Annotated in this window: 29 protein-coding genes and 1 pseudogene; 14 read left to right on the top strand and 16 right to left on the bottom strand. The window is 71.1% G+C overall.

Features of this window, described 5'->3' with window-relative positions; all coding sequences use genetic code 11:
• Nucleotides 1–52: 52 nt before the first annotated feature.
• The 3 genes from G3I77_RS22885 to hemL form a co-directional block, all read right to left on the bottom strand.
• Nucleotides 53–1,348 carry a hypothetical protein gene (locus G3I77_RS22885; protein ID WP_248506655.1) on the bottom strand — a complete coding sequence of 432 codons (1,296 nt, stop codon included), beginning with the start codon at nucleotides 1,346–1,348 and terminating at the stop codon, nucleotides 53–55.
• A gap of 170 nt (nucleotides 1,349–1,518) precedes the next feature.
• A complete protein-coding gene (locus G3I77_RS22880) occupies nucleotides 1,519–2,217 on the bottom strand; it encodes a histidine phosphatase family protein (protein WP_248506652.1) in 699 nt (232 codons plus the stop codon).
• Nucleotides 2,214–3,530, bottom strand: coding sequence for a glutamate-1-semialdehyde 2,1-aminomutase (gene hemL / locus G3I77_RS22875; RefSeq protein ID WP_248506650.1), 1,317 nt, complete (start codon nucleotides 3,528–3,530; stop codon nucleotides 2,214–2,216). The genes G3I77_RS22880 and hemL overlap by 4 nt, the downstream gene beginning before the upstream one ends.
• Nucleotides 3,531–3,728: 198 nt before the next feature.
• On the opposite strand from hemL, the gene G3I77_RS40910 reads away from it, so the two are divergent.
• Complete coding sequence (locus G3I77_RS40910) at nucleotides 3,729–4,049, top strand: hypothetical protein (RefSeq protein ID WP_248506648.1); 321 nt, start codon at nucleotides 3,729–3,731, stop codon at nucleotides 4,047–4,049.
• Nucleotides 4,040–4,477 (top strand): hypothetical protein, encoded by a 438-nt coding sequence (locus G3I77_RS22865; RefSeq protein WP_003974483.1) that lies wholly within the window; start codon nucleotides 4,040–4,042, stop codon nucleotides 4,475–4,477. The genes G3I77_RS40910 and G3I77_RS22865 overlap by 10 nt, the downstream gene beginning before the upstream one ends.
• Nucleotides 4,478–4,645: 168 nt before the next feature.
• Here the strand turns inward: G3I77_RS22865 and G3I77_RS22860 are convergent, their stop codons facing one another.
• Genes G3I77_RS22860 through G3I77_RS22850 form a run of 3 tightly spaced genes read right to left on the bottom strand, consistent with a single transcriptional unit; the run spans nucleotide 4,646 to nucleotide 7,124 of the window.
• A complete protein-coding gene (locus tag G3I77_RS22860) occupies nucleotides 4,646–5,710 on the bottom strand; it encodes an ArsO family NAD(P)H-dependent flavin-containing monooxygenase (RefSeq protein WP_248506645.1) in 1,065 nt (354 codons plus the stop codon).
• Nucleotides 5,707–6,819 carry an ACR3 family arsenite efflux transporter gene (arsB, locus tag G3I77_RS22855; protein ID WP_248506643.1) on the bottom strand — a complete coding sequence of 371 codons (1,113 nt, stop codon included), beginning with the start codon at nucleotides 6,817–6,819 and terminating at the stop codon, nucleotides 5,707–5,709. The genes G3I77_RS22860 and arsB overlap by 4 nt, the downstream gene beginning before the upstream one ends.
• Entirely contained in the window at nucleotides 6,816–7,124 is a 309-nt protein-coding gene (locus tag G3I77_RS22850) for a helix-turn-helix transcriptional regulator (RefSeq protein WP_248506642.1), read from the bottom strand. Before G3I77_RS22850 ends, arsB begins: the two co-directional genes overlap by 4 nt.
• 222 nt (nucleotides 7,125–7,346) lie before the next feature.
• On the opposite strand from G3I77_RS22850, the gene G3I77_RS22845 reads away from it, so the two are divergent.
• Nucleotides 7,347–7,766, top strand: coding sequence for an arsenate reductase ArsC (locus G3I77_RS22845; RefSeq protein ID WP_248506641.1), 420 nt, complete (start codon nucleotides 7,347–7,349; stop codon nucleotides 7,764–7,766).
• 224 nt (nucleotides 7,767–7,990) lie between these two features.
• Here the strand turns inward: G3I77_RS22845 and G3I77_RS22840 are convergent, their stop codons facing one another.
• The 4 genes from G3I77_RS22840 to G3I77_RS22825 all read right to left on the bottom strand — a co-directional run bounded on the left by G3I77_RS22840 (nucleotide 7,991) and on the right by G3I77_RS22825 (nucleotide 11,800).
• Nucleotides 7,991–8,323, bottom strand: coding sequence for a DUF6087 family protein (locus G3I77_RS22840; protein WP_248506640.1), 333 nt, complete (start codon nucleotides 8,321–8,323; stop codon nucleotides 7,991–7,993).
• Nucleotides 8,324–8,387: 64 nt separating this feature from the next.
• Nucleotides 8,388–9,647, bottom strand: a complete 1,260-nt coding sequence (locus G3I77_RS22835) for a transposase (protein ID WP_248506639.1) — start codon at nucleotides 9,645–9,647, stop codon at nucleotides 8,388–8,390.
• A 294-nt stretch (nucleotides 9,648–9,941) separates the two neighbouring features.
• Nucleotides 9,942–10,400: an ArsI/CadI family heavy metal resistance metalloenzyme gene (locus G3I77_RS22830; RefSeq protein WP_248506638.1), complete on the bottom strand. Its 459-nt coding sequence runs from the start codon at nucleotides 10,398–10,400 to the stop codon at nucleotides 9,942–9,944.
• A 26-nt stretch (nucleotides 10,401–10,426) separates the two neighbouring features.
• Nucleotides 10,427–11,800: an FAD-dependent oxidoreductase gene (locus G3I77_RS22825; protein WP_374386418.1), complete on the bottom strand. Its 1,374-nt coding sequence runs from the start codon at nucleotides 11,798–11,800 to the stop codon at nucleotides 10,427–10,429.
• A gap of 152 nt (nucleotides 11,801–11,952) precedes the next feature.
• On the opposite strand from G3I77_RS22825, the gene G3I77_RS22820 reads away from it, so the two are divergent.
• Nucleotides 11,953–12,330 carry a helix-turn-helix transcriptional regulator gene (locus tag G3I77_RS22820; protein WP_248506635.1) on the top strand — a complete coding sequence of 126 codons (378 nt, stop codon included), beginning with the start codon at nucleotides 11,953–11,955 and terminating at the stop codon, nucleotides 12,328–12,330.
• 7 nt (nucleotides 12,331–12,337) lie between these two features.
• Here G3I77_RS22820 and G3I77_RS22815 read toward each other — a convergent pair whose 3' ends face one another.
• Nucleotides 12,338–13,411: a LacI family DNA-binding transcriptional regulator gene (locus tag G3I77_RS22815; RefSeq protein ID WP_248506999.1), complete on the bottom strand. Its 1,074-nt coding sequence runs from the start codon at nucleotides 13,409–13,411 to the stop codon at nucleotides 12,338–12,340.
• Nucleotides 13,412–13,714: 303 nt separating this feature from the next.
• On the opposite strand from G3I77_RS22815, the gene G3I77_RS22810 reads away from it, so the two are divergent.
• The 6 genes from G3I77_RS22810 (at nucleotide 13,715) to G3I77_RS22785 (ending at nucleotide 19,674) form a co-directional block, all read left to right on the top strand.
• Entirely contained in the window at nucleotides 13,715–14,998 is a 1,284-nt protein-coding gene (locus G3I77_RS22810) for an ABC transporter substrate-binding protein (protein WP_248506633.1), read from the top strand.
• Nucleotides 14,999–15,009: 11 nt separating this feature from the next.
• Nucleotides 15,010–16,014 (top strand): carbohydrate ABC transporter permease, encoded by a 1,005-nt coding sequence (locus tag G3I77_RS22805; protein WP_248506631.1) that lies wholly within the window; start codon nucleotides 15,010–15,012, stop codon nucleotides 16,012–16,014.
• A complete protein-coding gene (locus tag G3I77_RS22800) occupies nucleotides 16,011–16,847 on the top strand; it encodes a carbohydrate ABC transporter permease (RefSeq protein ID WP_248506629.1) in 837 nt (278 codons plus the stop codon). The genes G3I77_RS22805 and G3I77_RS22800 overlap by 4 nt, the downstream gene beginning before the upstream one ends.
• A 22-nt stretch (nucleotides 16,848–16,869) precedes the next feature.
• The gene (locus G3I77_RS22795) at nucleotides 16,870–18,510 is read left to right on the top strand and encodes a glycoside hydrolase family 13 protein (RefSeq protein WP_248506626.1); all 1,641 of its coding nucleotides are present in this window, start codon (nucleotides 16,870–16,872) and stop codon (nucleotides 18,508–18,510) included.
• Between the two features lie 307 nt (nucleotides 18,511–18,817).
• On the top strand, nucleotides 18,818–19,237 hold the full coding sequence (locus G3I77_RS22790; protein ID WP_248506624.1) for a hypothetical protein: 420 nt from the start codon (nucleotides 18,818–18,820) through the stop codon (nucleotides 19,235–19,237).
• 5 nt (nucleotides 19,238–19,242) lie between these two features.
• The gene (locus G3I77_RS22785; RefSeq protein WP_248506622.1) at nucleotides 19,243–19,674 is read left to right on the top strand and encodes a PPOX class F420-dependent oxidoreductase; all 432 of its coding nucleotides are present in this window, start codon (nucleotides 19,243–19,245) and stop codon (nucleotides 19,672–19,674) included.
• On the opposite strand, the gene G3I77_RS22780 is transcribed toward G3I77_RS22785, so the two are convergent.
• Together G3I77_RS22780 and G3I77_RS22775 are read right to left on the bottom strand one after the other, a co-directional pair.
• Nucleotides 19,671–21,086 carry a HAMP domain-containing sensor histidine kinase gene (locus tag G3I77_RS22780; protein WP_248506620.1) on the bottom strand — a complete coding sequence of 472 codons (1,416 nt, stop codon included), beginning with the start codon at nucleotides 21,084–21,086 and terminating at the stop codon, nucleotides 19,671–19,673. The two genes, G3I77_RS22785 and G3I77_RS22780, sit on opposite strands and share 4 nt — an antisense overlap.
• A complete protein-coding gene (locus tag G3I77_RS22775) occupies nucleotides 21,087–21,806 on the bottom strand; it encodes a response regulator transcription factor (RefSeq protein ID WP_248506618.1) in 720 nt (239 codons plus the stop codon).
• A gap of 43 nt (nucleotides 21,807–21,849) precedes the next feature.
• Between G3I77_RS22775 and G3I77_RS22770 the strand changes: the two genes are divergently transcribed.
• The gene (locus tag G3I77_RS22770) at nucleotides 21,850–22,617 is read left to right on the top strand and encodes a helix-turn-helix domain-containing protein (RefSeq protein ID WP_248506615.1); all 768 of its coding nucleotides are present in this window, start codon (nucleotides 21,850–21,852) and stop codon (nucleotides 22,615–22,617) included.
• A gap of 36 nt (nucleotides 22,618–22,653) precedes the next feature.
• Here G3I77_RS22770 and G3I77_RS22765 read toward each other — a convergent pair whose 3' ends face one another.
• Entirely contained in the window at nucleotides 22,654–22,929 is a 276-nt protein-coding gene (locus G3I77_RS22765) for a zinc-binding dehydrogenase (protein ID WP_248506996.1), read from the bottom strand.
• On the opposite strand from G3I77_RS22765, the pseudogene G3I77_RS22760 reads away from it, so the two are divergent.
• Nucleotides 22,876–23,034, top strand: a pseudogene (locus G3I77_RS22760) (transcriptional regulator); the annotation flags it as partial. The gene G3I77_RS22765 and the pseudogene G3I77_RS22760 sit on opposite strands and share 54 nt — an antisense overlap.
• Nucleotides 23,035–23,071: 37 nt before the next feature.
• Nucleotides 23,072–23,407, top strand: coding sequence for a YnfA family protein (locus tag G3I77_RS22755; protein WP_248506613.1), 336 nt, complete (start codon nucleotides 23,072–23,074; stop codon nucleotides 23,405–23,407).
• Between the two features lie 17 nt (nucleotides 23,408–23,424).
• Here the strand turns inward: G3I77_RS22755 and G3I77_RS22750 are convergent, their stop codons facing one another.
• Complete coding sequence (locus tag G3I77_RS22750) at nucleotides 23,425–23,859, bottom strand: ester cyclase (protein ID WP_248506608.1); 435 nt, start codon at nucleotides 23,857–23,859, stop codon at nucleotides 23,425–23,427.
• A 122-nt stretch (nucleotides 23,860–23,981) separates the two neighbouring features.
• On the opposite strand from G3I77_RS22750, the gene G3I77_RS22745 reads away from it, so the two are divergent.
• Complete coding sequence (locus tag G3I77_RS22745; RefSeq protein WP_248506607.1) at nucleotides 23,982–24,758, top strand: SDR family NAD(P)-dependent oxidoreductase; 777 nt, start codon at nucleotides 23,982–23,984, stop codon at nucleotides 24,756–24,758.
• A gap of 10 nt (nucleotides 24,759–24,768) precedes the next feature.
• On the opposite strand, the gene G3I77_RS22740 is transcribed toward G3I77_RS22745, so the two are convergent.
• The gene (locus G3I77_RS22740) at nucleotides 24,769–25,962 is read right to left on the bottom strand and encodes an RtcB family protein (RefSeq protein WP_248506606.1); all 1,194 of its coding nucleotides are present in this window, start codon (nucleotides 25,960–25,962) and stop codon (nucleotides 24,769–24,771) included.
• Between the last annotated feature and the right edge of the window lie 110 nt (nucleotides 25,963–26,072).

Genomic DNA, 26,072 nt, shown 5'->3' with positions numbered 1-26,072 from the left:
ATGTCCGTTCCGGGGATCTCTTCCACCCCCCTTGCGGGCGGAAAACCGCATTTCAGGCGGCGTTTTGCGAGGCGTCTCGGCTGGGCGTGGACGTCTGACCGGTGAACTCCCGCCAGCCACCGGCCGGCTGCTGCCCGACCCCGAGCGTGCGGAGCCGGTCGAGCACCTCGGGCTTTTGCGCGTCGAGCCAGTCGGTGAACTGCCGGAAGGAGACGAGACGCACATCCGCGCCCTTCTCCTTCTCGCGCGCGATGTGCTTGATGGCCTCTTCGACGGCGTCCATGTAGATGCCGCCGTTCCACTGCTCGAAGTGGTTGCCGATGAAGAGAGGAGCCCGGTTTGTCTCGTATGCCCGCTTGAATCCCTGGATGTACGCCTGGGCCGACTGCTTCCGCCAGCCCGGGTAGTTGTGGGCCGGGGCCTTCGTGGAGTTCAGGGACTGGTTGGCCAGCATGTTGTAGTCCATCGACAGGACCTCGAAGCCGCGCCCGGGGAAAGGTATCTGCTGGAGGGGCAGGTCCCATATGCCCTGGCGCTTGGCGGGCCAGACCTGGAGACCGCCGGGCGAGGAGGCGTCGTAGCGCCAGCCGAGCTCGCGGGCGGTGGGCAGCAGGTTGTCCTGGCCGAGCAGACAGGGCGTACGGCCGCCGACGAGTTCCTTGTCGTAGTCGAACGGCAGCGACGGCAGGTCGGTCCAGCCGGTGTTGGTGCGCCACTCCTTCACGAAGGACTTGGCCTGGTCGATCTCGCTGCGCCACTGCCGGGGCGTCCAGTTCTTGACCGAGCCGTGGGCCTCGCCGCAGAAGTGGCCGTTGAAGTGGGTGCCGATCTCGTGGCCCTCGAGCCAGGCGCGGCGGACGTTCTTCAGCGTGTCCTTGATGTGCGCGTCGGTGAGGTAGCCGATGTCGGAGGCGCCGCGCGGGTTGTTCGGCGGGTCGTAGAGGCGCTTCTTCGACTCGGGCAGCAGATACAGCCCGGACAGGAAGAAGGTCATGCTCGCGCCGTGCTCCTCGGCGAGGTCCAGGAAGCGCGGGAAGAGGCCGTTGCCGACCTCGCCGGCGCCGTCCCAGGAGAACACGACGAACTGCGGCGGGGTCTGACCCGGCTCCAGCGGCTCGGGCTTCGCGGGCTGGTGGGGCTGCTTGCCGGTGTTTGCGGTGGAGCCGTCGCCGATGGGGCGGGCGGTGGGCTCCGGCTTCGGCTTCGATCCGCCCTGCGCGGAGTCGCCGGAACCGTTGGCGTGGCTGGAATCGTCCGAGCCCGTGAGACCGCCGCATCCGGCGAGTGAGACGGCGGCGGCGGCTCCCGCGCCGAGTCCGAGCATTCCCCTGCGGGAGAGAGCGCGCATGGCATCCCCGATTCATCACGTCGTGCTGGTCACCCAGTCAGAGGACGTGATGAACGGGGAGGTTCCGCTGATATTTGCAGATTCCGTAACGAAAGCGTCGTAAACGATCAGAAAGGGGCGTTCGGCAAGCGCTCACGCGCCTGCCGAACGCCCGGGCCGGGTCGGCGCGACTACGCGCCGAACGCCTTGTCCTGGCCCTTCACCGGCTTCGCACCGGCGAGGAGGTGGGCCGGGACCAGGTCGCGGGCCGGCTCGGTGTAGCCGACCGAGACGATCCGGTCGCCCTGGTAGGTGAAGGTCGTCAGCGAGGCGAGCGTGCACTGGCGCTTGCGCGGGTCGTGCCACAGGCGGCGGCGCTCGACGTACGACCGGACGATCCAGATGGGCAGCTGGTGGCTGACCACGACCGCCTCGTGCCCCCGGGCCTTGTCCTTCGCGGCGCTCAGCGCACTCATCATGCGGACGACCTGGTCGACGTACGGCTCGCCCCAGGACGGCCGGAACGGGTTGACCAGGTGCTTCCAGTTGCCGGGCTTGCGCAGCGCCCCGTCCCCGACGCCGAACGTCTTGCCCTGGAAGATGTTGCCGGCCTCGATCAGCCGCTCGTCGGTGGCGAGCCCGAGCCCGTGCGCCTTGGCGATCGGGTCGGCCGTCTCCTGCGCCCGCTCCAGCGGCGAGGCGACGACGTGCGTCACATCGCGGCCGGACAGGTGCTCGGCGACCCGGTCGGCCATGCGGCGGCCCAGGTCGGAGAGGTGGTAGCCGGGGAGGCGGCCGTAGAGGATGCCGTCCGGGTTGGCGACCTCGCCGTGCCGCATGAGGTGGACGACGGTGATGTCTTCGGCGCCGTTGTCGGTCCGGTCGCTCATGCCGTCGCCTCCGCAGCCGCCCGGGCCGCCGCCGGAAGGGCGTCGGCGATCCGCTGCACGGCCCGCTCGTCGTGCGCGGTGGACACGAACCACGACTCGAAGGAGGACGGCGGCAGGTAGACACCGGCTCCGAGCAGCGAGTGGAAGAAGGCGGTGAAGCGGAAGGACTCCTGTGCCTTGGCGTCCTCGTAGTTCCGCACGGGCCGGTCCGTGAAGAACACCGAGAACATGTTGGAGGCACTCTGCAGCCGGTGCGCGACGCCCTCCTTGGTCAGGGCGTCGGTGACGAGGCCCTGGATCTCCTTCGACACGGCGTCGACCTTGGCGTAGGCGGCGTCGTCGAGGAGCCGCAGCTGGGCGAGCCCGGCGGCGGTGGCGACGGGGTTACCGGACAGGGTGCCGGCCTGGTAGACGGGCCCGGCCGGGGCGAGGTGCGCCATGACGTCCGCGCGCCCGCCGAAGGCCGCCGCGGGGAAGCCGCCGCCCATGACCTTGCCGAAGGTCATCAGGTCGGGGACGACGCCGTCGACCCCGAACCACCCGGCGCGGCTGGTCCGGAAGCCGGTCATGACCTCGTCGGAGACGTAGAGCGCGCCGTGCTCGGCGCAGAGGTCCTTCAGGCCCTGGTTGAACCCCTCGGCGGGCGGTACGACGCCCATGTTGCCCGGCGAGGCCTCGGTGATCACGCAGGCGACCTCGCCGGGGTGGGCCCGGAAGGCCTCGCGGACGGCGTCGAGGTCGTTGTAGGGCAGGACGATCGTGTCGCCGGCCTGGGCGCCGGTGACGCCCGGGGTGTCGGGCAGCGCGAAGGTGGCGACACCGCTGCCTGCCGCGGCGAGCAGCGAGTCGACGTGCCCGTGGTAACACCCGGCGAACTTGATCACCTTGGTGCGCCGCGTGAATCCGCGCGCGAGCCGGATGGCGGACATGGTCGCCTCGGTCCCGCTGGACACGAGCCGCACCTGCTCCAGCGGCGCGACCCGGGCGGTCATCTCCTCGGCGAGCGCGACCTCGCCCTCACCGGGCGTACCGAAGGACGTGCCGCGGGAGACGGCGTCCTGCACGGCGGCGATGACCTCGGGGTGGGAGTGCCCGAGGATCATGGGCCCCCAGGAGCACACGAGATCGACGTACTCCCTGCCGTCGGCATCGGTCAGATAGGGGCCGGTGCCGGACACCATGAACCGCGGCGTGCCGCCGACGGCTCGGAAGGCCCGCACCGGTGAGTTCACGCCACCGGGCGTGACGGCCGCCGCGCGGTCGAAAAGTGCCTGCGAGGCCGGTGCTTCGTACGGATATGCCAGTTCACTCATGACCTGCGACTTCTCCGACCTTCTCCGACGCTGTCGGGCTCCGGGTGCCAGTGACCTGTTCAGGGTAGGCCAGGGGCGCGGGCGGGCGGGGCGTGGGACAACCGGCCCCCCGTTCTCCGTCGTCTGCGAGACTGGACCCCGGTACACACAGCTCAAACGGCCCGGGGTGGTCGGAGGCTGAGGAGATCCTGCGGGCAGATGTTTCAGCGCACGTTTCGGCGGGCGGCCGTGGGGGAGGTCACTGACACGATGATCGGGTTGCGCGGCGGGGGCGACGCGTTCTGGAAAAGCAGTCGGGTGGAGATATGCATCGCGGTGGCGGACTGGGCGAGGGGACTGATGACCTGGGTCCTCGACGTGCCCGGCGGGGAAGGCACCGGCGCGAGGCGGAGGACGCTCAGGAACCGCGTCAGACACAGGGTCGGCCGGGTGAACCGGAGCGTACCGCCGGACGTACTGAACGCCGGGTGGAGGATCTTCGGGCCGGGAGCAGCGGGAATGGTGGTCGGGTGGGGGTGACGTACAAGTACTTCGGTGCGCCCGACGGCGCGACCGCGGCCCGCGTCCCGATCTCGATGCGCCCCGAGGAACTCGGCGGCGACGAGCTCGGCATGAACGGCATGTTCACGAAGATCAAGCCGGAGACCATGGCGGCGATGGTCCTCACGGGCATCGAGGGCGTCCCCCTGCACAAGGTCCCGCCCCTGGAACTGGTCGTCCTGCACCCGGACTACGCGGTGGTCAAACTCCCCATGACGGTCGTCGACCCCCTGCGCGGCATCGGCGAGGAGGCGGTGGGCGCGGCGGCCTTCATCTGGTCGACGGTCCCGGACCGCGGCGGCCCCCGGGACGCGTTCAACGTCTACCAACTGCTGCACGAGTGGCAGGACTTCAGCCATCGGTTGCATGAGGCGGGGCATCAGCCGTACTGCCTGGTGTGGCCCTGAGCCGGGGTTTCGTGGGGTGCGGGCGGGGTCTTCGGGCCTCGCCCTTTTGCGTGCTGACCTTGTCGCCGAGGGCGTCGGCGAGCGCCCGCAGGTACTGCTCGGCTTGCCGGGAGCGGCGGCACTCCCGGCAGCCGGTCTCTGGGCGTGCCGTACGGGCTGGTTGCGGGGTCAGGGGTCGAGCTGACGCGCGATCCGGTGGGCAGCCTCGCGGGCAGGGCGGCCCACACCGATGAGGGTGGCGGAGGCAGGGCCGGTCCAGTCGCCGTAGCCGAGCAGGTGCAGGCGGGGCTCACCGACCGCCCGGGTCCCGGAGGTCCTGACGTGGCCGCGCGGGCCGCGCAGCCCGAGCGGGGCGAGGTGAGCCAGAGCCGGGCGGAATCCGGTGCACCAGATGATCGCGTCCGCCTCCGACCGGCTGCCGTCCGCCCACTGAACGCCGGTGGCGGTCAGCCGGCGGAACATCGGGCGGGTTCGCAGGAGCCCGGCGTCGCGGGCGGCGCGGACCGGCGGGACGGCGACGACGTCTCCGAGGGAGGCGACTCCGCCGGTGTCGCCGCGGCCCTCGTCGAGGGCGCGGCGGCGTGCGGTGGCGACGTCGAACAGGACGCGGCCGTCGATGTCGTCGGGGAGGAAGCGGGGCGGTCGCCGGGTCACCCACGTCGTCTTGACGTGGCCGTCCAGAGCGAGGTCGGCGGCGATCTGGGCGCCGGAGTTGCCGCCGCCGACCACGAGGACGCGCTGACCGGCGAAGTCGGCCGGGCGACGGTAGTGCACGGTGTGCAACCGCCGACCGGTGAAGTCGCCGCTGCCCGGAACGGCGGGGACGAAGGGCCGCGACCAGGTGCCGGTGGCGCTGACGACGGCGCGGGCCCGCCAGGTGCCGGAGTCGGCCTCCACCAGGAGCCGGTCGCCGTCGCGGTGCACGGCGTGCACGCGGGTGCCGTGCTGGACGGGCAGGTCGTAGCGCTTCTCGTAGTCGGTGAGGTAGTCCACCACGTGCCCGGCGTCCGGGTAGGTCTCACCGGGCTGGGCGGGCATGAGCCGGCCGGGCAGGGAGGAGTGGTCGGCCGGGGAGAACAGGTGCAGCGAGTCCCACATGTGCTGCCAGGACCCGCCCGGCGCCGGATCGGCGTCGAGGAGGGTGAAGGCGAGGCCCTGGCGGCGCAGGTGGTAGCCGGCGGCGAGCCCTGCCTGGCCGCCGCCGACCACCACCACGTCCACGTGCTGTGTCACGGGGCCGTGGTCACCGCGCCGGTGGTGAACTTCTTGCGCCAGGCGAGCGCGACGTAGACCAGGCCGATCAGCACCGGGACTTCGATGAGCGGTCCGACGACGCCGGAGAGGGCCTGGCCGGAGGTGACGCCGAAGGTGGCGATGGCGACCGCGATGGCCAGCTCGAAGTTGTTGCCCGCCGCGGTGAAGGCCAGCGTGGTGGTGCGGTCGTAGGCGAGCCCCAGGCCCTTTCCGAGGAGGAAGGTGCCGAAGAACATGACCGCGAAGTAGACCAGCAGCGGCAGCGCGATCCGGGCGACGTCCCACGGCTGGGAGGTGATGGTCCTGCCCTGGAGGGCGAAGAGGATGACGATCGTGAACAGCAGCCCGTACAGCGCCCACGGCCCGATCTTCGGCAGGAAGCGCCGCTCGTAGGACTCGCGGCCCATCTTCCTCTCACCGACCCGGCGGGTCAGGAAGCCGGCCAGCAGCGGAACGCCGAGGAAGATGACCACGTTCAGGGCGATCTCCCCCGTCGAGATGTCCAGGTGCTCGCCATCGCCCAGGCCGAGCCAGCCGGGCAGCAGGTCGAGGTAGAACCAGCCCAGCAGGCCGAACGCCAGAACCTGGAAGACCGAGTTGAGCGCGACGAGCACGGCCGCGGCCTCGCGGTCGCCGCAGGCGAGGTCGTTCCAGATGATCACCATGGCGATGCAGCGGGCCAGGCCGACGATGATCAACCCGGTGCGGTACTCGGGCAGGTCCGGCAGGAAGATCCACGCCAGGGCGAACATGACCGCGGGACCGAGGACCCAGTTGATGACCAGGGAGGAGATCATCAGCTTCCGGTCGCCGGTGACGGCGTCCAGCCTGTCGTAGCGCACCTTCGCCAGGACCGGATACATCATGATCAGCAGGCCGAGCGCGATCGGCAGGGAGATGCCGCCGATCTCCACCTTCGCCAGCGCGTCGTTCAGCCCCGGGACAACCCGTCCGAGTCCGAGACCGACGGCCATGGCGATGAGGATCCACACCGCCAGGTAGCGGTCGAGGGTGGAGAGCTTCCTGACGATCGAGTCGTCCCCGCCCCCGGCCTGAGCGGAGGCGGTGGTGGGCTCGGTGGAGGTCACGGGCAGGCCCTCTTGTTCTCGGCGGCGGTGCGGGCGGACTCGGCCAGGTCGGCGAACTGCCCGGCGAGCTGGGCGATGACGTCGGGGCGCAGCTTGTAGTAGGTGAAGCGGCCGCACGGCTCGGTCTCGACGACCCCGGCCTCGCGCAGCACCCTCAGATGGTTGGAGAGGTTGGTCTGCCGGGCGCCGGTCTCCTCGACGAGGTGGGTGGTGCACAGCGTCTCGCGGGCGAGCAGGGTCACGATCTGGAGCCTGAGCGGGTCGGCCAGCACCCGGATCAGGTCAGTGTCGACTGACGTCATCATGGGCTGATACTGTCACATCACCCGGTACTGATACCAGCCGGGGCTGACCTGTGCCCGGCCGTCGCCACCTGGACCGGCCGGTGGCCGACCCCGAGGGCGCCCCGCTCGACGTCGTCCGCCGGATCCGCGACGACATCGACCATCGGATCACCGACCTGCTCACCGACCTGCCGAGCACCTGAACCCCGCACCACCTGCCACCACTCCGTGAAGGAAGAACGCATGTCCTCCGCTCCGCTCGCCTCCGTGCTGTTCGTCTGCGTCCACAACGCCGGCCGCTCCCAGATGGCCGCCGGCTTCCTCCAGCACCTCGCGGGCGACCGCATCGAGGTCCGCTCCGCCGGCTCCGTCCCGGGCGACCAGGTCAACCCGGCCGCTGTGGAGGCGATGAAGGAGGCCGGCGTCGACATCGCCGGCGCCGAGCCGAAGATCCTGACCACCGAGGCCGTCCAGGCCTCCGACTACGTCATCACCATGGGCTGCGGCGACGCCTGCCCGATCTTCCCCGGCAAGAAGTACCTCGACTGGGCCCTGGAGGACCCGGCCGGCAAGGGTGTCGAGGCCGTCCGCCCCATCCGCGACGAGATCAAGACCCGCATCGAGGCCCTCATCGCCGAGATCGACGCGAAGCGAGAGGCGTGACCTCAGTGACCGGCAACGGAGTACGTGAGGTCATCGTCATCGGCTCCGGCCCCGCCGGATAACCGCTGACTTCAGCCGTCGGTTGCAGAGGGCGGGCACCAGCCTTATGGCCTGGTGTGGCCTTGAGCTTGGGTTTCGAGGGGATCGGGCGGGGTCTTCGGGCCTCGCCCTTTTCAGTCTCGGAGAGGGGCCGAGGGGGCCCGGCTCAGGCTCCATGGCGCTGATCACAACCGCGCGCTGCCGTCACTGTCCGACCTGGGCGCCGGAGGTTTACGGTGCTTGCCGGTGCCGGAGCCGAGTGGCTTCGGCACCGGGCCACAAGACGGGTTCGAGGGCTCCCCGGCCTCCGGGTACAGGACCGCCTTGGCCTCGGCCAGGTTGGCGGCGAAGCCGTGCGGCTCCCACGCGTGTCCGTTCCATCGCTCGATGGCGCGAGGTGCCTCCGGCCGCAGATGGGATGCCCTCGGGCCGTCACCGGAGACAACAGGCACGGCGCGCAGACGGCCGATCTTCGCGTCACGGCGTTCCGCCCAGTCCTTCAGCGGTTCGTCGTCCATCGTGGCGTTCCTCGCGTCGGTGGTGGTCGTGTCAGGAGGTTGACTTGCACCTCGGGCTGAAGCCCTAGGATTCTGGCCTTCCCTTACTGGCTGCCGTGCCGCTGCGCGGCACGGTTCCCGGTGGGAATCCGTGGCTTCCTGTTTCTTCGCGCTGTGCCGGGATTACTCCCGGTCTTACCGGCGCTCCGCAGGCCGATACCGCCAGTCCGGCGGCCGTCTTCACGTTGATCGCGGCGTTGGTGTCCCGGTCGTGGACGGTACCGCAGGCGGTACAGGTCCACTCCCGGACGTTCAGGGGTTTGGGTCCGTCCACGGCGCCGCAGGTCGAGCAGGTCTGGGAGGTCGGTGTGAACCGGCCGATCTTCACCAGGGTGCGGCCGTACCGTTCCGCTTTGTACTCCAGCATGTTCACGAACGACGACCAGCCCGCGTCATGAACGGACTTGGCCAGCTTCGTGCGGGCCAGTCCCGCCACCGACGGGTCCTCCACGGCGATCCCTTGGTTCTCGCAGATCAGCTTCGTGGAGAGCTGGTGGTGGAACTCACGGCGTGCGTCAGCAACTTTGGCGTGGGCGCGGGCGACCTTCAGGCGGGCCTTGGGCCGGTTCTTTGATCCCTTCTGCTTGCGGGACAGCTCCTTTTGGGTCTTCTTCAGCTTCTTCTCCGCGCGCCGCAGGAAGCGCGGGGAGTCGATCTTCGCGCCGTCGGAGAGGACGGCGAAGTGGGTGAGGCCGAGATCGACGCCGATGGTGCGGTCGGTCTCCGGCGTCCGCGCCTGGTCGACGGCGGGGTCGGTGTCGATGACGAAGGAGGCGAAGAATCTGCCGGCCGCGTCCTTGATGACGGTGACGGAGGTGGGGGCGGCGGGCAGCGTGCGGGACCATTTCACCTTCACCGCGCCGATCTTCGGCAGGCTCAGACGGCCACTGCCGGTGATGCTCCAGCGGGCGTTGGCGGTGAACCGGATCGACTGCCTGCTGTCCTTGCGGGACTTCAACCGTGGCGGGCCCACCTTCGGTCCCTTGCGCGTGCCCTTGAGGGAGGCGAAGAAGTTGCGGTACGCCTTCTCGGCGTCCCGCAGGGACTGCTGGAGCACCGCGGCGCAGACCTCGCCGAGCCAGGACCGTTCCGCTGTCCGCTTGGCCTCGGTGATCAGCTTCCGGGACAGCTGACCGGCCGTCGGGAACAGCTGTCCGGCCTTCCGGGCGTCCTCGCGGGCACGCAAGGCGTCGTTGAACACGACGCGCGCACACCCGAACGCCCGGGCCAGCGCGGCCTGCTGAGCGGCGTCGGGGTACAACCGGAAGGCGTACCGCAGCTGCATGACGATCACACTAGGCACGTCGAACCCACGTCGTCACCGGGAACGTGTGGACGATCCGTCACCGTCACGAAGCAGGGTCCGGCTCCGCCGGAACGACACCGCGACGCTCCGCGTCACGGCCACACGATCCGCTTCACCTCCGGCCTGAAGACCGGAGCACTGCGAATGATGTCCGGTAGCGGCCACTGCGGGCCGTTGCGGTTGCCGAGCCGGACCAGGTGGCAGGCGAGCTCGATGGGCTGCCCGCCGGCCGCCTCCGCCTCCGCCCGGCAGGCCCCCTCGGCGAGCCTGCGGTCAGCAGCAACCGCCCGCGACGGCGCGTTCCTCCGCGGTGCTCTCGGCGGAGCCCTCGCAACACGTGCTGCCCTGCTGCTTGGCCAGGGAGTCCGCGTCCGCCTTGACCACGTACACCTCCCAGGGTTCCTGACCGGGGCCGTGGACCCAGACCTTGTCCTGGAGCGCGTAGCAGCAGGTCGTGTCGTTCTCCACGTCGGTGGTCAGACCGGCCCCGCTCAGGCGGGTCGTCGCGGCCCGGACGGCTTCGGTGTTCTCCACCTCGACGCCGAGGTGATCCATGCGGGTCGCCTCCCCCGCCGGGCCCTCGATCAGGACGAGCTTGAGCGGGGGCTCGGCGATGGCGAAGTTGGCGTAGCCGTCGCGGAGCTTCGCGGGCTCGGTGCCGAACAGCTTGCTGTAGAAGGCCACGGACGCGTCGAGATCCGGGACACGGAGGGCGAGTTGTACACGGGACATGACGGACTCCCTCTTGAGGTGTGGCGTCAGCAGCCGCCGGTCGAGGCCGGGGCGCCGACGCCGATCTGCAGGGTGGCCGGGGCGGCGCAGCATCCGCCGCCCTCGACGTTCTGGGCGGCGTCGGGCTCGTCGAACAGGCCGGCGCCACCGCACACGCCGGTCTCCGGGAGGGTCAGTTCGACGCGCTCTGCGGCCTCACGGTCTCCGGCGATGGCCGCGGTGATGGAGCGGACCTGCTCGTAGCCGGTCATCGCGAGGAACGTGGGGGCGCGGCCGTAGGACTTCATGCCGGTCAGGTAGACGCCCTGCTCGGGGTGGGACAGCTCGTTCACGCCGTGCGGGTAGACGGTGCCGCAGGAGTGGACGTTGGGGTCGATCAGTGGGGCGAGTGCGGTCGGGGCCTGGAGGCGTTCGTCGAGTCCGAGGCGGATCTCGGAGAGGAAGGACAGGTCCGGGCGGAAGCCGGTCAGGACGATGACCTCGTCGACCGGGTCGAGGCGGCGGCCGTTGTCGTCCACCAGGACGAGTCGATCGCCGTCGCGCTCCACAGCCTGTGTACGGAATCCGGTCGCCGTGCCGGCGTGGCCGGCCTCGACGGCGGCCTTGGCGCGCAGGCCCAGGGCGCCGCGAGCGGGCAGCTGGTCGGCCTCGCCGCCGCCGAAGGTGGAGCCGGTGACACCGCGGCGCAGGATCCACACGGCGTGGGTGCCCGGCTCGTCCCCGGCCAGGTCCGCGAGCTGGGCGAGGGCGGTGAAGGCGGAGGCACCGGAGCCGACCACGGCGGTGCGCTTGCCCGCGTACCGGGCGCGGACGGCCGGGTCGCCCAGGTCGGGGACGCGGTAGGAGATGTGGCCGGCGGCGGACTTCTCGCCGAGGGCGGGCAGGCCGTCGGCGCCCATCGGGCCGGGGGTGGACCAGGTGCCGGAGGCGTCGATGACGGCGCGGGCGCTGATCCGTTCCTCGCGGCCGTCGGCCTGCTGGATGTGCACGGTGAAGGGCTGCTCGTCACGGCCCGAGTCGACGATGCGGTCACGTCCGGCGCGGGCGACGCCGACCACGGTCGCCCCGTAGCGGATCTTGTCGCCGAGGACGTCGGCGAGGGGCTGCAGGTAGTGCTCGGCCCAGTCGCCGCCGGTCGGGTACGCGGAGCCGTCCGGGCGGGTCCAGCCGGTCGGGGCGAGCAGCTTCTCCGCGGCCGGGTCGGTGATCTCCGACCAGGGCGAGAACAGCCGCACGTGCGCCCAGTCGCGCACTGCGGTGCCGGCCGACGGTCCGGCTTCCAGGACCAGCGGTTCGATGCCGCGCTCGACGAGGTGGGCCGCGGCGGCCAGGCCGACCGGGCCGGCCCCGATGACCACGACGGGCAGCTGATCAGTGCCGGGCACGCTGTTGATGGACACGGCCACGAGATTCCCCTTTGCTTCGACATTCGTCGATGGCTTGCACGGCCAGCATGGCACTTGCTTCGACGAGCGTCAACATAGACATCTATCGAATTACACGAGTCAGCGCCGACCTCCCCGCATGGTTCGACGTATGTCAACATAGATGCATGTCGAATACGAAGGTGCTGCCGCTGCTGGACCCCGAGGTTCCCGAGGCCGTGGCGCCGTGCTGCCCGCCCCTCACCGAGCGCCCGTTCACCGCCGAGGAGGCCGAAACGGCCGCGCGGATGTTCAAGGCCCTCGGCGACCCGGTGCGGCTGCGACTGTTCTCGGCGGTGGCCTCCCACGAGGGCGGCGAGGCGTGCGTGTGCGACATCTCCGACGTCGGCGTCTCCCAGCCGACGGTGAGCCACCACCTGAAGAAGCTGAAGGAGGCCGGGCTGCTGACCTCCGAGCGGCGCGGCACCTGGGTCTACTACCGCGTCGAGCCGTCCGTACTGGCCGCGATGGGCAAGCTGCTGACCACGGCACCGGCCGCGGCCTGACCCGCCGTTACCTCGCGGACTGATCCGCCGGACGGGTCGCAGCCGCAGTCGCGGGCTCGGTCGTAGTCGCCGTCGCACTCGACGGCCCCGCCACCGGGGCCGTCGTGCCCCGGGGCATCACATGCGTCGGCAGGACGATGTGGCGTTCGTGGTCGCCGTCCGAGTCGTCGATGAGCTTCAGGGCCAGTTCCCCGGCCAGCCGGCCCATCTCCGAAGGAGACTGCGCCACCGTCGACAGGTCGAACCAGTCCGCCAGCGGCTGGTCGTCGAAGCCCAGGACCGAGACCCGCTCGGGCACCGCGATCCGGGTCTTGCGGAGGTTCCAGATGAGGGCGACCGCGATCTCGTCCTGCTCGGCGAAGATCGCGGTGGGCGGCTCGCGCAGGCTGAGCAGCGCGCCGAGGGACTCTGCGGCGGCGCGCTTGCCGTTGCCCCGTACGAACACCACCAGGTCGTCGTCGAGCGGCACCCCCGCTTCGGTGAGCGCCTGCCGGTAGCCCAGCAGCCGTTCGTTGGAGCTGAAGGTGAAGCCGCTCGCGCCCTCGGTCGGGACGAACGCGATGCGGCGGTGGCCGAGGTTGAGCAGGTGCCGGGTGCCGTGCAGGGCGCCGGCGACGTCGTCGACGTAGACGCTCGGGCGTCCGTCGACGTGCTGGCTGACGTAGATCACCGGCATGCCGAGGTCGTCCAGCCGGGCCGTCTCCTCGTCGGTGAGGTCGAAGCAGAACACCAGCAGCGCGTCGGCGTTGCGGCGGGCCGGGAGGTGCTCGAAGAACGCGGTGCGCTCGGCCAGGTCCGGGATCTCGTAGACGTTCAGCTGCATGCCCGCCGCCCGCAGCAGCGGGGCCAGGCTGGACAGGGCGGATCCCGTGAACCACGAGTTGAGCGTCGGGACCATCACCGCGACCGTGCCGGTCCTGCCCGTGACCAGGCTTGCCGCCTGCCGTGACACCGCGAACCTGAGCTCGCGCGCGGCCTTCTCGACGCGGGCGCGTACCTCCGGCGAGACCGTGGACAGGCCGCGCAGCGTGCGGGAGACGGTGGAGGTGGAGACCCCGGCCCGTTCGGCGACGTCGGCCATCGTGGGGTGCCGTTGCTGGGCTGGAGGCATGGGCCGGACGTTAGCACAGGGATTCGCTCTCCGACCCGGGATGGTGACAGCGCTTTCATGGGATGAAGGCCCGGCTGGTCAGCCCATTACCTCCGAGTAACGCATTGACTTCACCTCGGCACGCCCCTAGCTTGCAAGCGTTGTCTCGACGGCCTCGAAGGCTTCCCGGCAGGTTCGCTCTCATGCTTCTGGCCTGCGGATTTGATCAACGATTTTCCGTGACAACGCAGTCTCACCATCCCTGAACCCGGTTCCGCACGACCAGGAGAGACAGTGACGACCAGAACCACCAGCAGAGCAGCCGCGATCGCCGCCGCCGGGCTCCTCCTCACCGCCTGCGCCTCCTCCGAGGGAAGCTCCGGGCAGGCCGGGACCCCGTCGTTCGAGGGGCGCGGCCCCATCACGTACGTGGCCGGCAAGGACACCACCGGCACCGTCCAGCCGATGCTCGACCGCTGGAACAAGGCGCACCCCAAGGAGAAGGTCACCTTCATCCAGCTGCCGACCGACGCGGACGCGCAGCGGCAGCAGATGATCCAGAACGCGGAGACGAAGTCCGACGCCTACACGGTGCTGTCCCTCGACGTCGTGTGGACCTCGGAGTTCGCCGCCCACCAATGGATCGACCGGCTGCCCGGCGAGCGGTTCCCGCTGGGGAAGATGCTGAAGCCGGTGGTGGAGACCGCGCGGTACCGGGGCGGCCTGTACGCGGTACCGGCCAGTTCGGACGGCGGCATGCTCTACTACCGCACCGACCTGCTGAAGAAGGCCGGGGTCGCCCAGCCCCCCACCACCTGGGCGGAGATGACCGCCGCCTGCGCCAAGGTGAAGAAGCTCCCCGAGGCGAAGAGCATGTCCTGCTACGCGGGGCAGTTCCAGAAGTACGAGGGCCTGACGGTGAACTTCGCCGAGGCGGTGAACTCCGCGGGCGGCACCGTGACCGACGCGAGCGGCAAGCCGGACGTCGACACCCCCGAGGCCAGGAAGGGCCTGGACTTCCTCGCCCGTTCCTTCAAGGACGGGACGATCGCGAAGAAGGCCATCACCTACCAGGAGGAGGACGGCCGGCAGGCCTTCCAGTCCGGCAAGCTGATCTTCCTGCGCAACTGGCCCTACGTGTACTCCCTGGCCCAGAAGAGCGGCATCAAGGGCAAGTACGAGGTCGCGCCCTTGCCCGGCCTGAACGGGCCCGGCTCCTCCAGCCTCGGCGGCCACAACATGGCGGTGTCCTCGTCGGCGAAGAACAAGGCGACGGCCCTGGACTTCATCGAGTTCATGACGAGTGAGAAGAACACCCGGACCCTCCTCGAGGACGCCTCCCTGGCCCCGCCGTACGCCTCCCTCTACGACGACCGGGAGCTCATCGGGCAGTACCCGTACCTGCCGGTGCTCAAGGAGTCCATCCTGCGAGCCGTCCCGCGTCCCCGGGTGGTGCCGTACGGCGATGTCACCGCGGCGGTCCAGCAGGAGGCGTACGCCGTCCTGAACGGGGAGAAGAGCAGCGCGCAGGCGCTGAGGGACCTGCAGAAGACGCTGCGGAAGACCGCGGCGCGGTGAGGGCCGGGGTCATGACCGAGGCGACGGCCCAGGCCGACGCCCCGGAGGGAGTTCAGCGGCCGGTGCGGCGGGGGCGGGCGACCGCCGGTGCCGGGCGGCTGGCCGCGCTGCTCGTCTCCCCCACGCTGCTGGTGCTGACGGTCGTCGTGCTCTACCCGACCCTGATGGCGCTCAAGGAGTCGCTGTACGGGGCGAAGGGCCTGGACCCCGCGACCGGGTTCATCAGCGACACCGAGCCGTTCGTCGGGCTGGGGAACTACGCCGAGATCTTCGGCGAGGCCGGTGCGCGGTTCTGGAACGCCTTCTGGAACACCACGTTCTTCGCCGTCGTCACCGTCGGCCTGGAGACGGTGATCGGCGTGGCCATGGCACTGATCATGCACAAGGCGTTCAAGGGACGGGGGCTGGTGCGGGCCGGGATCCTGGTGCCGTGGGCGGTGCCGACGGCGATCTCGGGGCTGCTGTGGCGGTGGATCTTCAACAGCGACGGCGTCGCCAACGCGCTGCTCGGGCAGCAGATCCTGTGGACCACGGAGGGCGTCCACGCCAAGATCGCGGTCATCGTCGCGGAGGTGTGGAAGACCGCGCCGTTCATCGGGCTGCTGGTGCTGGCCGGGCTCCAGGTGATCCCGACGGAGGTCTACGAGGCGGCCCGGATGGACGGGGCCCGCTCGGTGCGCCGGTTCTGGCACATCACCCTGCCGCTGGTGAAGCCCGCGCTGCTGGTGGCGGTGCTGTTCCGCTGCATGGACGCGCTGCGGATGTTCGACCTGCCCTACATCCTCGTCGGCGCGCAGAAGCACTCGGTGGAGACGCTGTCGATGCTCGCGCAGAACGAGGCGTCCAACGTCCGCTTCGGACCGGCCTCCGCGTACGCGGTGATCCTCTTCCTCTACGTCTTCCTGATCGCGCTCGCCTTCGTGCGGCTGCTCGGCGCCGATCTGGTCGGGGGCGGGGGCGGCCCGGGCGGGCGCCGGCGGGGCCGCCCGCTGCGCCGCGGGGAGGTGGCGGCATGACGACGAGCGCGGCGAAATGGCGCAGCGGCCTGGTGTACGCGGGTGTCGTCGCGGTGGTGGCGTACTGCCTGGCCCCGTTCTACTGGATGCTGGTCTCCAGCCTCCGGCGCACGAGCGACATCTTCGACACCTCGCTGCTCCCGTCCCCGCTGTCCTTCGAGAACTACCGTGCCGTGTTCGACCCCGCGCAGGGCTTCGGGCGCGCGCTGCTCAACAGCCTGATCGTCGCCGGGACCACGACCGTGCTGGCGCTGGCGCTCGCCACCTTCACGGCGTACGCGATGGCCCGGCTGGAGTTCCGCTTCAAGGGGCTGATCCTGACGCTGATCATCGCCACCTCGATGTTCCCGGTGGTGTCGATCGTGGTGCCGCTGCTGAAGCTGTTCACGGACATCGGCTGGATCAACACCTACCAGTCGATGATCGTGCCGAGCATGTCCTTCGCGCTGCCGCTGGCGGTGTGGAACCTGACCACGTTCTTCCGGCAGATGCCGGGCGAGCTGGAGCACGCCGCGATGGTCGACGGCTGCACCCGCGGCCAGGCCTTCCGCAAGGTCATCGTGCCACTGGCCGCGCCGGGCATCTTCACCACCGCGATCATCACGTTCATCGCCGCCTGGAACGAGTTCCTCATCGCCCTGTCGATGACCAACAAGCCGGACATGCAGACCGCCACGGTCGCCATCTCCAAGTTCACCGGCGCCACGACGTACGAGACCCCGTTCGGCAGCCAGATGGCCGCGGGTGTTCTGGTCACCGTCCCGCTGGTGGTCATGGTGCTGCTCTTCCAGCGCCGGATCGTCGCCGGGCTCACCGCCGGCGCGGCCAAGTAGCCCTACAGAAGGAGCCTTCTCCGTGTCCCCCACCGCACCCTGGTGGCGCAGTGCCGTCATCTACCAGGTCTACATCCGCAGCTTCGCCGACGGGAACGGCGACGGGGTCGGCGACATCGCCGGTATCCGCTCCCGCCTGCCGTATCTGAAGTCGCTGGGCGTGGACGCCATCTGGATCAACCCCTGGTACACGTCGCCCATGGCCGACCACGGCTACGACGTCGCCGACTTCCGTGAGATCGACCCGCGCTTCGGCACCCTGGCCGACGCCGAGCGGCTCATCGAGGAGGCGCACGGGCACGGGATCCGCGTGATCCCCGACATCGTGCCCAACCACACCTCCGACCAGCACGCCTGGTTCCGGGCGGCGCTGGCGGCGGGCCCCGGCAGCGCGGAACGCGAGCGCTACGTCTTCCGGCCCGGGCGCGGACCGGACGGCTCCGAGCCGCCGAACGACTGGGCGTCCTGCTTCGGCGGCCCGGCCTGGACCCGGCTGCCCGACGGGGAGTGGTACCTGCACCTGTTCGCGCCCGAGCAGCCCGACCTGAACTGGGAACACCCCGAGGTGCGGGAGGAGTTCGAGTCGATCCTGCGGTTCTGGTTCAGCCGGGGCGTCGACGGTTTCCGCATCGACGTCGCCCACGGACTGGTCAAGCACCCGGAGCTGCCCGACCTGCCGCCCCGCCGGGATCCGGACGGCGGGCAGCCCCGGCAGCACGTCGACCATCCGCACTGGGACCGGGACGAGGTGCACGAGATCTACCGGTCCTGGCGCAAGGTCGCCGACGAGTTCCCCGGCGACCGCTCCTTCGTCGCCGAGGCGTGGGCGGACACCCCCGAGCGGCTGGCGGCGTACGTCCGCCGGGACGGCCTGCACACGGCCTTCAACTTCGACTTCCTGATGGCGAGCTGGGACCCGAAGGACCTGCGCGCGGTCATCGACGGCTCCCTCGGCATGCTCGGGGCGGTGGGCGCGCCGGCCACCTGGGTCCTGTCCAACCACGACGTCATGCGCCACCCCAGCCGCTACGGCCGCCGGACGGTCAGGCGCTGGGTGGCCAACGAGAGCTACCGCCCCGACGGCCCCCTGGACCTGGAACTCGGCACCCGGCGGGCCCGTGCCGCCGCCCTGCTCATGCTGGCCCTGCCCGGCGGCGCCTACGTCTACCAGGGTGAGGAGCTCGGTCTGCCCGAGGTCGAGGACCTGCCCGAGTCCGTTCTCCAGGACCCCACCTGGGAGCGCTCCGGCCACACCGAGCGCGGCCGTGACGGGTGCCGTGTCCCGATCCCGTGGACCGGCGGCGGGACGGCGTTCGGCTTCAGCCCCGACGGCGCGACGGGCGAGCCCTGGCTGCCGCAGCCCGCCGACTGGGGCGGACTCAGCGTGGCGGCCCAGACGGGGGACACGACCTCCATGCTGGAGCTCTACCGGGCCGCTCTGCGCGTCCGCCGCGACCACCCCGCCCTCGGCGACGGCACGATGAGCTGGCTGGACACCCCCGACGGGGTCCTGGCCTTCCGCCGCGAGCCCGGCTTCGTCTGCGTGGTGAACCTCTCGGCCGAGCCGTGCGAGCTGCCGTCCCACTCCGCGCTGCTGCTGTCCAGCGGTCCGCTCGGGAACGGGCGGCTGGGACCGGACCAGGCGGTGTGGCTGGCGGTCTGACGGACGCCGGGCCGCGCTGCACAACCCTGCACTGCACGCCTATGACCCTTCCGGGCGCCCGGTGGGCGCCAGCACAGTCGTTCTGCGTCCAGCCCCGTACGAACGACTTCGAGGAAGGCCCGTATGAGCACCGAGTTGGACACCTCTCAGCACCCAGTCAGCGCGGCCGCCCTGCTCCAGGGCGCCCGCAGTGCCGTGGAGCAGAGCTACCCCTGCGACGACTCGCTCGCCAGGGCGGCGCTGCATCTCATCGAGTGCGCCACGGACGTGGTGGTGCGGCTGCCCGAGCGCGATCTGGCCTCCGCCCGTGACGTGCTGGGCGCGGGTCGGCGGCGCCGAGATCGCCTTCGTGTGGCGCGAGGTGCACGGATACGACCTGATGCACGCGGCCTTCGGCTTCCAGCTGGAGCGCCCCCTGCCGCCCGGCGCACCGAAGCCGGACCGCGAGTTCGGCGGCTACCTCCTGATCCCGGCCCCGGCCGCGCGCCCCTGCCGCATCACCGAGGTGACGCCGATGACCGGCCGCACCCCCGGCCCCTACGCCGAGGCCCTGCTCGGCGTGGGCGAGGTCCTGCCGCTCGCGGACGCCTACTACGAGCACGTCGGCGGCCGGTTCCGCTTCCGCGGGCGCGGCAGCAGGGAGGTGGAGTCCGCGTTGAAGGAGACGGCCACCGGGTTCCGGGTGTCGGCGGTGCCGATGCCGGCGGCGGAGACGGTCGCCGCGTGAGGCCGATGTCCGAAGGGCAGTGGAGGTCGTTCGTCCGCACCGGCACCCGTACGGGGAAGCTGGCGACCCATCGCAAGGACGGACGGCCCCACGTCACCCCGGTGTGGTTCCTCCTGGACGACACCCCCGGCGGCCCGCCCCAGGTCCTCTTCACGACCTGGCACGCCTCCCTCAAGGCCAGGTCACTGCTGCGCTCCCCCCGCTTCGCGCTGTGCGTGGACGACCAGGAACCGCCGTACGCGTACGTGATGCTCGACTGCACGGCGCAGCTCACCGAGGACCCCGGTGAGCTGCGCCGCTGGGCCACCCGCCTCGGCGCCCGCTACATGGGCGAGGACCTGGCCGAGCGGTACGGGGAGCGCAACTCCGTGCCCGGCGAGTACCTGGTGCGGGAGACCGTGCACGAGGTCGTCGCGTACGGCGGGATCGCGGACTAGTCGAGCCCGCCCACCGTGAACCCGATCACCGTCCCACCCCCGTCCCGCCGGTACGCGAACGGCGCTCCCCCGTGCGCCAGAGCCACCTCACGGACGATGGACAGCCCAAGGCCCGAGCCCGGCAGGGAGCGGGCGTCGGCGGCGCGGTAGAAGCGGTCGAAGACCCGGGCGAGGTCGTGACCGGTGATGCCGGGGCCGCGGTCCAGGACCTCGACCCGGATCGTGCCGGGCCGGGCGGGCCCCGAGACGGCGATCTCGACGGGGGCCCTGCCGCCCTGGTCGAACTTCACCGCGTTCTCGACGAGGTTGGACAGCGCCCGGCTCAGCATCCCCGGCCGGCCGTCGGTCGTGGTGTCGCCGCTCGCGCGCAACAGGATCTCCCGGCCGCTGCGGCGCCGGGCCGCCCCCGCCACCTCCTCGGCGATGTCGGCGATGTCCACCCGGCGCGGCGGCTCGGTGTCGGACTGCCCGGCCGCGAGATCCACCAGCTCGTTGACCAGGTCGGTCAGCTCCCGGGCCTCCTGGCCCAGGTCGGCGACCAGCTCCTCACGGGCCTTCGGCGGGAGTTCGTCGATCCGGCGCAGCAGGGAGATGTTCGTGCGCAGCGAGGTCAGCGGCGTGCGCAGCTCGTGGCCCGCGTCCTGGACCAGGCGGCGCTGGTCCTCCTCGGACTGGGCGAGCCGGCCCAGCATCCGGTCGAAGGCCCGGCCGAGGCGGCCCACCTCGTCATGACCGGCCACCGGCACCTGAATGCCCAGCCGGCGGGTGCGGGCGACGTCCTCGGCGGCGTCGGTCAGCACGACCAGGCGGCGGGTGATCCGCCGGGCCAGCCACCAGCCGAACAGGCCGGCGCCGACCACCACGGCGGCCATCAGCAGCAGCGTCCGCTGCTGGAGCGCCCGCAGCAGATCCTCGACGTCGCTGAACTCCTGCGCGACCTGCACCGCGCCCCGGCCGCCCCCGAGGGAGACGGTGGCGACGCGGTAGACGTCGCTGCCCACGTCGACGTCCTTGTGCTCGGCCACCTCCCCGGACAGGGCCGCGGCGGCGATCCGCGCGTCGGTGCCGGTGACCGGCAGCCCCGGACTGCCCGCGTCGACGACGTGCCCGTCCGGGCCGAGCACCTGCACGTCCGTCCGGGCCGGCCGCACCAGGTCGTGGCCCGGCGCGGAGGACGAGAAGTCGCCGGGCGTCATGTGGTTCTGCCGCACCTCGTCGCGCAGATCCTGCACGACCTCGTCGAACACCGTCTGCTGGTCCACCCGCACCAGCCGCGCGGCGGCGCTGTAGGACAGGATGCCGACCAGGATCGTCACGGCCGCCGTCACCGCCGCGAACGACACCGCGAACGTGGTGCGCAGCGAGACCAGCCTCGGCCGCCGCCCGACCAGCAGCCGGCGCGGGCGGCCCACTCAGTCCTCCCGCAGCACGTAACCCACGCCCCGCACCGTGTGGATCAGCTGCGGCGCGTCCGGCTCGTCGAGCTTGCGGCGCAGATAGCCGACGTAGACGGCGAGGTTCTTCGAGCCGGGCCCGAAGTCGTAGCCCCAGATGCGGTCGTAGATCGTCGAGTGGTCGAGGACGATGCCCGCGTTGCGCACCAGCAGCTCCAGCAGCTCGAACTCGGTGCGGGTCAGCTCCAGCTCGCGCGCGCCCCGCCAGCCCCGGCGCGCCTGCGGGTCCATGCGGATCCCGGCCGCCTCGACGAACCGCTCCGGGGGCTGCCTGGGCGCCTCGGCCGCCGGTGCGCTCCCGGCAGCCACCGGGCTGGTGCGGCGCAGCAGGGCGCGCAGCCGGGCGAAGACCTCCTCCACGTCGAAGGGCTTCACCACGTAGTCGTCGGCGCCCGCGTCCAGGCCGGCGATGCGGTCGGCCGTCTCCACCAGGGCCGTCAGCATCAGCACCGGCGTCCGGTCCCCCTCGGCGCGCAGCACCCGGCACACCTGGAGCCCGTCGATGCCGGGCATCATCACGTCCAGGACGAGCACGTCCGGACGGTTGCGGTGGGCCTGCGCCAGCGCCTCGACACCGTCGGCGACCGCCATGACCTGGTAGCCCTCCAGGGTCAGGGCACGCTCCAGGGCGTTGCGGATGGCGCGGTCGTCTTCGGCGAGCAGCACGGTGTGGGGCACGCGTCCAGTGTGCCAAGCCGCCCGGCCCCCCAGGCCGTACGCGTTGCGCCGGGGCGTCCTTCTTACTCCCCTCTCACCAGGGGCCGGGCAAGCGTGGAGCCGGGCCCTGCCGTCCCCTCACATCGACTGGGACCTGCCCGCCCCCTACGCCTCCCACGTCGTCCCGCACCCCGCCGTCAACCTCACCTTCCAGTGGGACGAGGACGAAGGGCCGCCGTACGCCGAGGTCACCGGCGTCGCGCTCGGCCTGTACACCAGGAAGCTGACCGGGCGGGGCCGGGTCTGCGGGGTGAAGTTCCGCCCCGGCGGCTTCCGGCCGTACACCCCCGGGGTGCCCGTCTCCCGGTGGACGGGCCGCGCACTGCCCGGCCAGGAGGTGTTCCCGCAGATCACAGGTGACACCGCCCGCTCGGTCGTCACCGCCGCCGGCGACCGCGCCCGGGTGACCGCCCTCGACGCCTTCCTGCTCTCCCTGCCCTGCGCCCCGGACCCGCAGGCCGACCTCGCGATCGATCTCGTCCGGCAGGTCCGCGCCGACCGCACCGTGCGCCGCGTGGGCGACTTCGCCCACGCCCAGGGCCTGTCGGTGCGGGCCCTGCAACGGCTGTTCGCCACTTACGTGGGGGTGAGCCCCAAGTGGGTCATCCTCCGCTACCGCATCCACGAGGCCCTGGAACAGGCCGGCACCCGCGACGACATCGACTGGGCCGACCTCGGCTACGCCGACCAGGCCCATCTCGTACGGGACTTCACGACGACGGTGGGGGTGCCCCCCGCGGCGTACGCCGCAGGGGCCCGGGGCGGGCGCTGAGGAACCGGGCCGGGTGCTGAGGAACCGGGCCGGGCGTCAGGGCACGAGCACCAGCCCCCGCACACCGCCCTCGTCGAGCCGGGCATGCGCCTTGGCGGCGTCGTCCAGGGCGAACGTCTCGGCGACCCGCGTCGTCAGCACCCCCTCGTCCACCAGCCGCACCAGCTCCGCCAGCTGAGCCCCGTCCGCGCTCACCTCGACCGCACCGGTCCACACCCCCCGGACGGAGGCGGGCTGGGCCTGCGGGATGACGCCGATGTCACCCCGTCCGTCCCGGTCCGCGTCGACTGTGAGCTCACGTCCCTGGGCCAGAATCCGGCGCTGCTGCTGACCGCCGTGAAGGACTGGGCGGAGCACCACTTCGACGAGGTCAAAGAGGCCCGCGAACGCTACGACGCCGAGACCCCGGACGACTGACGCCGGTGTCCCGACGAGGGCATGCGAAGCTGACGCCATGTCCGTGCTCCGCTCCGCCGCCCTCTTCGTGCTCGCCGCGCTGCTGGAGATCGGCGGCGCCTGGCTGGTCTGGCAGGGCGTGCGCGAGAACAAGGGCTGGCTCTGGGCGGCCGGCGGCGTCCTCGCGCTCGGCGCCTACGGCTTCGTCGCGACGTTCCAGCCCGACGCCCACTTCGGCCGCGTCCTCGCCGCGTACGGCGGGATCTTCGTCGCCGGTTCGCTCCTGTGGGGCGTGGTCGCGGACGGCTACCGCCCGGACCGCTGGGACATCACGGGCGCACTGATCTGCCTCACGGGCATGGCCGTCATCATGTACGCCCCGCGGGGAAACTGACCGGACCCCTCAAAGCCTCAGAACGGCTCGTCGGGCAGCAGCCCCAACTGCCCGAGGAAGTCCATCTCGTCGAAGTACAGCCGGTAGTCGACGATCCGCCCGTCCTTCACGGTGGCGATGTCCACCCCGCGGATCCGCACCTCCTTCTGCGTCGGCGGCAGCGTCTCGCCGTTGGGCAGCTCCAGCGGGCCGGTGTTCCGCCCGCGGAACACGCCCTCGTCGATGGCCGTGTCACCGGACTCGTAGGAATGCAGCGTCTCGAACGTCGCCTCGGGGACCGCCTCGGTCATCGTCCGCCAGTACTCGACGATCGCGTCGCGCCCGCGCAGCTCACCCTCGTCGGGAGTGAAGGCGACCGCGTCCTCCGCGTAGAGCTCGCCGAGGACCTTCAGATCGGCGTGTGTGGTGACCGCGTCCGTGAGCCGGTCCATGACCTCACGTGCCTCGCCCATGATCCACCTCCGGGAGAACAGGGGACCACCCAGCCTCATTCTCCCACCCGGGGGCCCACCTATCCTGGCCGGAAGCGCCGGCGCACGATCCGCCCCGCCCCACCCACGCCCGAGGAGCTCCCATGGCCACCGCAGCCCCGCCCGCAGCCTCCCGCATCGCCGTCGTCACGGGTGCGAGCAGCGGAATCGGCGCAGCCACGGCCCGGCAGCTCGCCGCGGCGGGCTACCGCGTCGTCCTCACCGCGCGCCGCAAGGACCGCATCGAGGCCCTCGCGGAGGAGATCACCAAGGCGGGCCACCAGGCCACGGCCTACCCCCTCGACGTCACGGACCGCGCGGCGGTCGACGAGTTCGCCACGGCGTTCAAGACGATCGGCGTGCTGGTCAACAACGCGGGCGGCGCGCTCGGCGCCGACCCGGTCGCGACCGGCGACCCGGCCCACTGGCGCCAGATGTACGAGACGAACGTCCTCGGTACCCTCAACCTCACCCAGGCCCTGCTGCCCAAGCTGATCGCGAGCGGCGACGGCACGGTCGTGGTCGTCTCCTCCACCGCCGGCCACGGCACCTACGAGGGCGGCGGGGGCTACGTCGCCGCCAAGCACGGCGCCCACGTCCTCGCCGAGACGCTGCGCCTGGAGATCGTCGGCCGGCCGGTCCGCGTCATCGAGATCGCCCCCGGCATGGTCAAGACCGACGAGTTCGCCCTGACCCGCTTCGGCGGCGACGAGGACAAGGCGGCCAAGGTCTACCAGGGCGTCGCCGACCCCCTCACGGCCGACGACGTCGCCGAAACGATCACGTGGGCGGTCACCCGCCCCGCCCACGTCAACGTGGACCTCCTGGTCCTCCGCCCCCGCGCCCAGGCGTCGAACACGAAGGTGCACCGGGAGTCGTAGAGCCGCCCGGTCAGCCCTTCACGCAGACGACCTGCTTGATCTGCGCCACGACCTCCACGAGGTCGCGCTGCTGGTCGATGACCTGCTCGATCGGCTTGTAGGCGCCGGGGATCTCGTCGACGACCCCGGAGTCCTTGCGGCACTCCACCCCCTGGGTCTGCTGCTCCAGGTCCTTCGTGGTGAACCGGCGCTTGGCCGCGTTGCGGCTCATGCGCCGGCCCGCGCCGTGCGAGGCCGAGTTGAAGGACTTGGCGTTGCCGAGGCCCTTCACGATGTACGAACCCGTGCCCATGGAGCCGGGGATGATCCCGTACTCGCCGGAGCCGGCCCGGATCGCGCCCTTGCGGGTCACGAGCAGGTCCACCCCGTCATAGCGCTCCTCGGCCACGTAGTTGTGGTGCGCGCTGATCTCCGGCTCGAAGGCCGGCTTGGCCTTCTTGAACTCCTTGCGGATCACGTCCTTCAGGAGCGCCATCATGATCGAGCGGTTGTACTTCGCGTACTCCTGCGCCCAGAACAGGTCGTTGCGGTACGCCGCCATCTGCGGGGTGTCCGCCACGAAGACCGCGAGGTCGCGGTCGACCAGGCCCTGGTTGTGCGGGAGCTGCTGGGCCACGCCGATGTGATGCTCGGCCAGTTCCTTGCCGATGTTCCGGGAACCGGAGTGCAGCATCAGCCAGACAGAATCGGTCGTATCCGTGCACACTTCGACAAAATGATTCCCTCCGCCGAGGGTTCCCATCTGCTTCGTGGCGCGTTCCTGACGGAACTTGACCGCCTCGGCAACCCCGCCGAACCGCTCCCAGAACCCGTCCCACCCCGCCGTGCCGAACCCGTGCAGCCGCCCCGGGTCCACGGGGTCGTCATGCATCCCCCGCCCCACCGGAATCACCTGCTCGATCCTCGACCGCAGCCGGGACAGATCGCCGGGCAGGTCGTTCGCCGTCAGGGACGTCTTCACCGCCGACATTCCGCAGCCGATGTCGACGCCCACCGCCGCCGGGCACACCGCGCCCCGCATCGCGATGACGGAGCCGACCGTCGCGCCCTTGCCGTAGTGCACGTCGGGCATGACCGCCAGGCCCTTGATCCACGGCAGCGTGGCGACGTTCTGGAGCTGCTGGAGCGCCGAGCCCTCGACCGAGGCCGGGTCGGCCCACATCCGGATCGGCACCTTCGCACCCGGTATCTCTACGTACGACATAACGCCCTCAATCCCCCGTAAACGAACAGAAGTCCTCAACAGCAAATACCGGAGCCAAGGTCGACGAAAGGGAAATCGGACCGGCGTTCACGGCAGTGCGTGCGATACAC

Origin of the sequence: Streptomyces sp. D2-8, assembly GCF_023184515.1 — a bacterium.
GTDB lineage: Bacteria > Actinomycetota > Actinomycetes > Streptomycetales > Streptomycetaceae > Streptomyces.
The sequence above is the reverse complement of the archived record's forward strand: the minus strand, read 5'-3'. Positions and strand labels throughout refer to the sequence as shown.

What these genes read in the sequence shown, in the direction of transcription:
- G3I77_RS22885 (WP_248506655.1), bottom strand. Translation starts at nt 1,348, where the DNA reads ATGCGCGCTCTCTCCCGCAGGGGAATGCTCGGACTCGGCGCGGGAGCC.
- G3I77_RS22880 (WP_248506652.1), bottom strand. Translation starts at nt 2,217, where the DNA reads ATGAGCGACCGGACCGACAACGGCGCCGAAGACATCACCGTCGTCCAC.
- hemL (WP_248506650.1), bottom strand. Translation starts at nt 3,530, where the DNA reads ATGAGTGAACTGGCATATCCGTACGAAGCACCGGCCTCGCAGGCACTT.
- G3I77_RS40910 (WP_248506648.1), top strand. Translation starts at nt 3,729, where the DNA reads ATGTTTCAGCGCACGTTTCGGCGGGCGGCCGTGGGGGAGGTCACTGAC.
- G3I77_RS22850 (WP_248506642.1), bottom strand. Translation starts at nt 7,124, where the DNA reads ATGATGACGTCAGTCGACACTGACCTGATCCGGGTGCTGGCCGACCCG.
- G3I77_RS22845 (WP_248506641.1), top strand. Translation starts at nt 7,347, where the DNA reads ATGTCCTCCGCTCCGCTCGCCTCCGTGCTGTTCGTCTGCGTCCACAAC.
- G3I77_RS22840 (WP_248506640.1), bottom strand. Translation starts at nt 8,323, where the DNA reads ATGGACGACGAACCGCTGAAGGACTGGGCGGAACGCCGTGACGCGAAG.
- G3I77_RS22835 (WP_248506639.1), bottom strand. Translation starts at nt 9,647, where the DNA reads ATGCAGCTGCGGTACGCCTTCCGGTTGTACCCCGACGCCGCTCAGCAG.
- G3I77_RS22830 (WP_248506638.1), bottom strand. Translation starts at nt 10,400, where the DNA reads ATGTCCCGTGTACAACTCGCCCTCCGTGTCCCGGATCTCGACGCGTCC.
- G3I77_RS22820 (WP_248506635.1), top strand. Translation starts at nt 11,953, where the DNA reads ATGTCGAATACGAAGGTGCTGCCGCTGCTGGACCCCGAGGTTCCCGAG.
- G3I77_RS22815 (WP_248506999.1), bottom strand. Translation starts at nt 13,411, where the DNA reads ATGGCCGACGTCGCCGAACGGGCCGGGGTCTCCACCTCCACCGTCTCC.
- G3I77_RS22805 (WP_248506631.1), top strand. Translation starts at nt 15,010, where the DNA reads ATGACCGAGGCGACGGCCCAGGCCGACGCCCCGGAGGGAGTTCAGCGG.
- G3I77_RS22800 (WP_248506629.1), top strand. Translation starts at nt 16,011, where the DNA reads ATGACGACGAGCGCGGCGAAATGGCGCAGCGGCCTGGTGTACGCGGGT.
- G3I77_RS22785 (WP_248506622.1), top strand. Translation starts at nt 19,243, where the DNA reads ATGTCCGAAGGGCAGTGGAGGTCGTTCGTCCGCACCGGCACCCGTACG.
- G3I77_RS22755 (WP_248506613.1), top strand. Translation starts at nt 23,072, where the DNA reads ATGTCCGTGCTCCGCTCCGCCGCCCTCTTCGTGCTCGCCGCGCTGCTG.
- G3I77_RS22750 (WP_248506608.1), bottom strand. Translation starts at nt 23,859, where the DNA reads ATGGGCGAGGCACGTGAGGTCATGGACCGGCTCACGGACGCGGTCACC.
- G3I77_RS22745 (WP_248506607.1), top strand. Translation starts at nt 23,982, where the DNA reads ATGGCCACCGCAGCCCCGCCCGCAGCCTCCCGCATCGCCGTCGTCACG.
- G3I77_RS22740 (WP_248506606.1), bottom strand. Translation starts at nt 25,962, where the DNA reads ATGTCGTACGTAGAGATACCGGGTGCGAAGGTGCCGATCCGGATGTGG.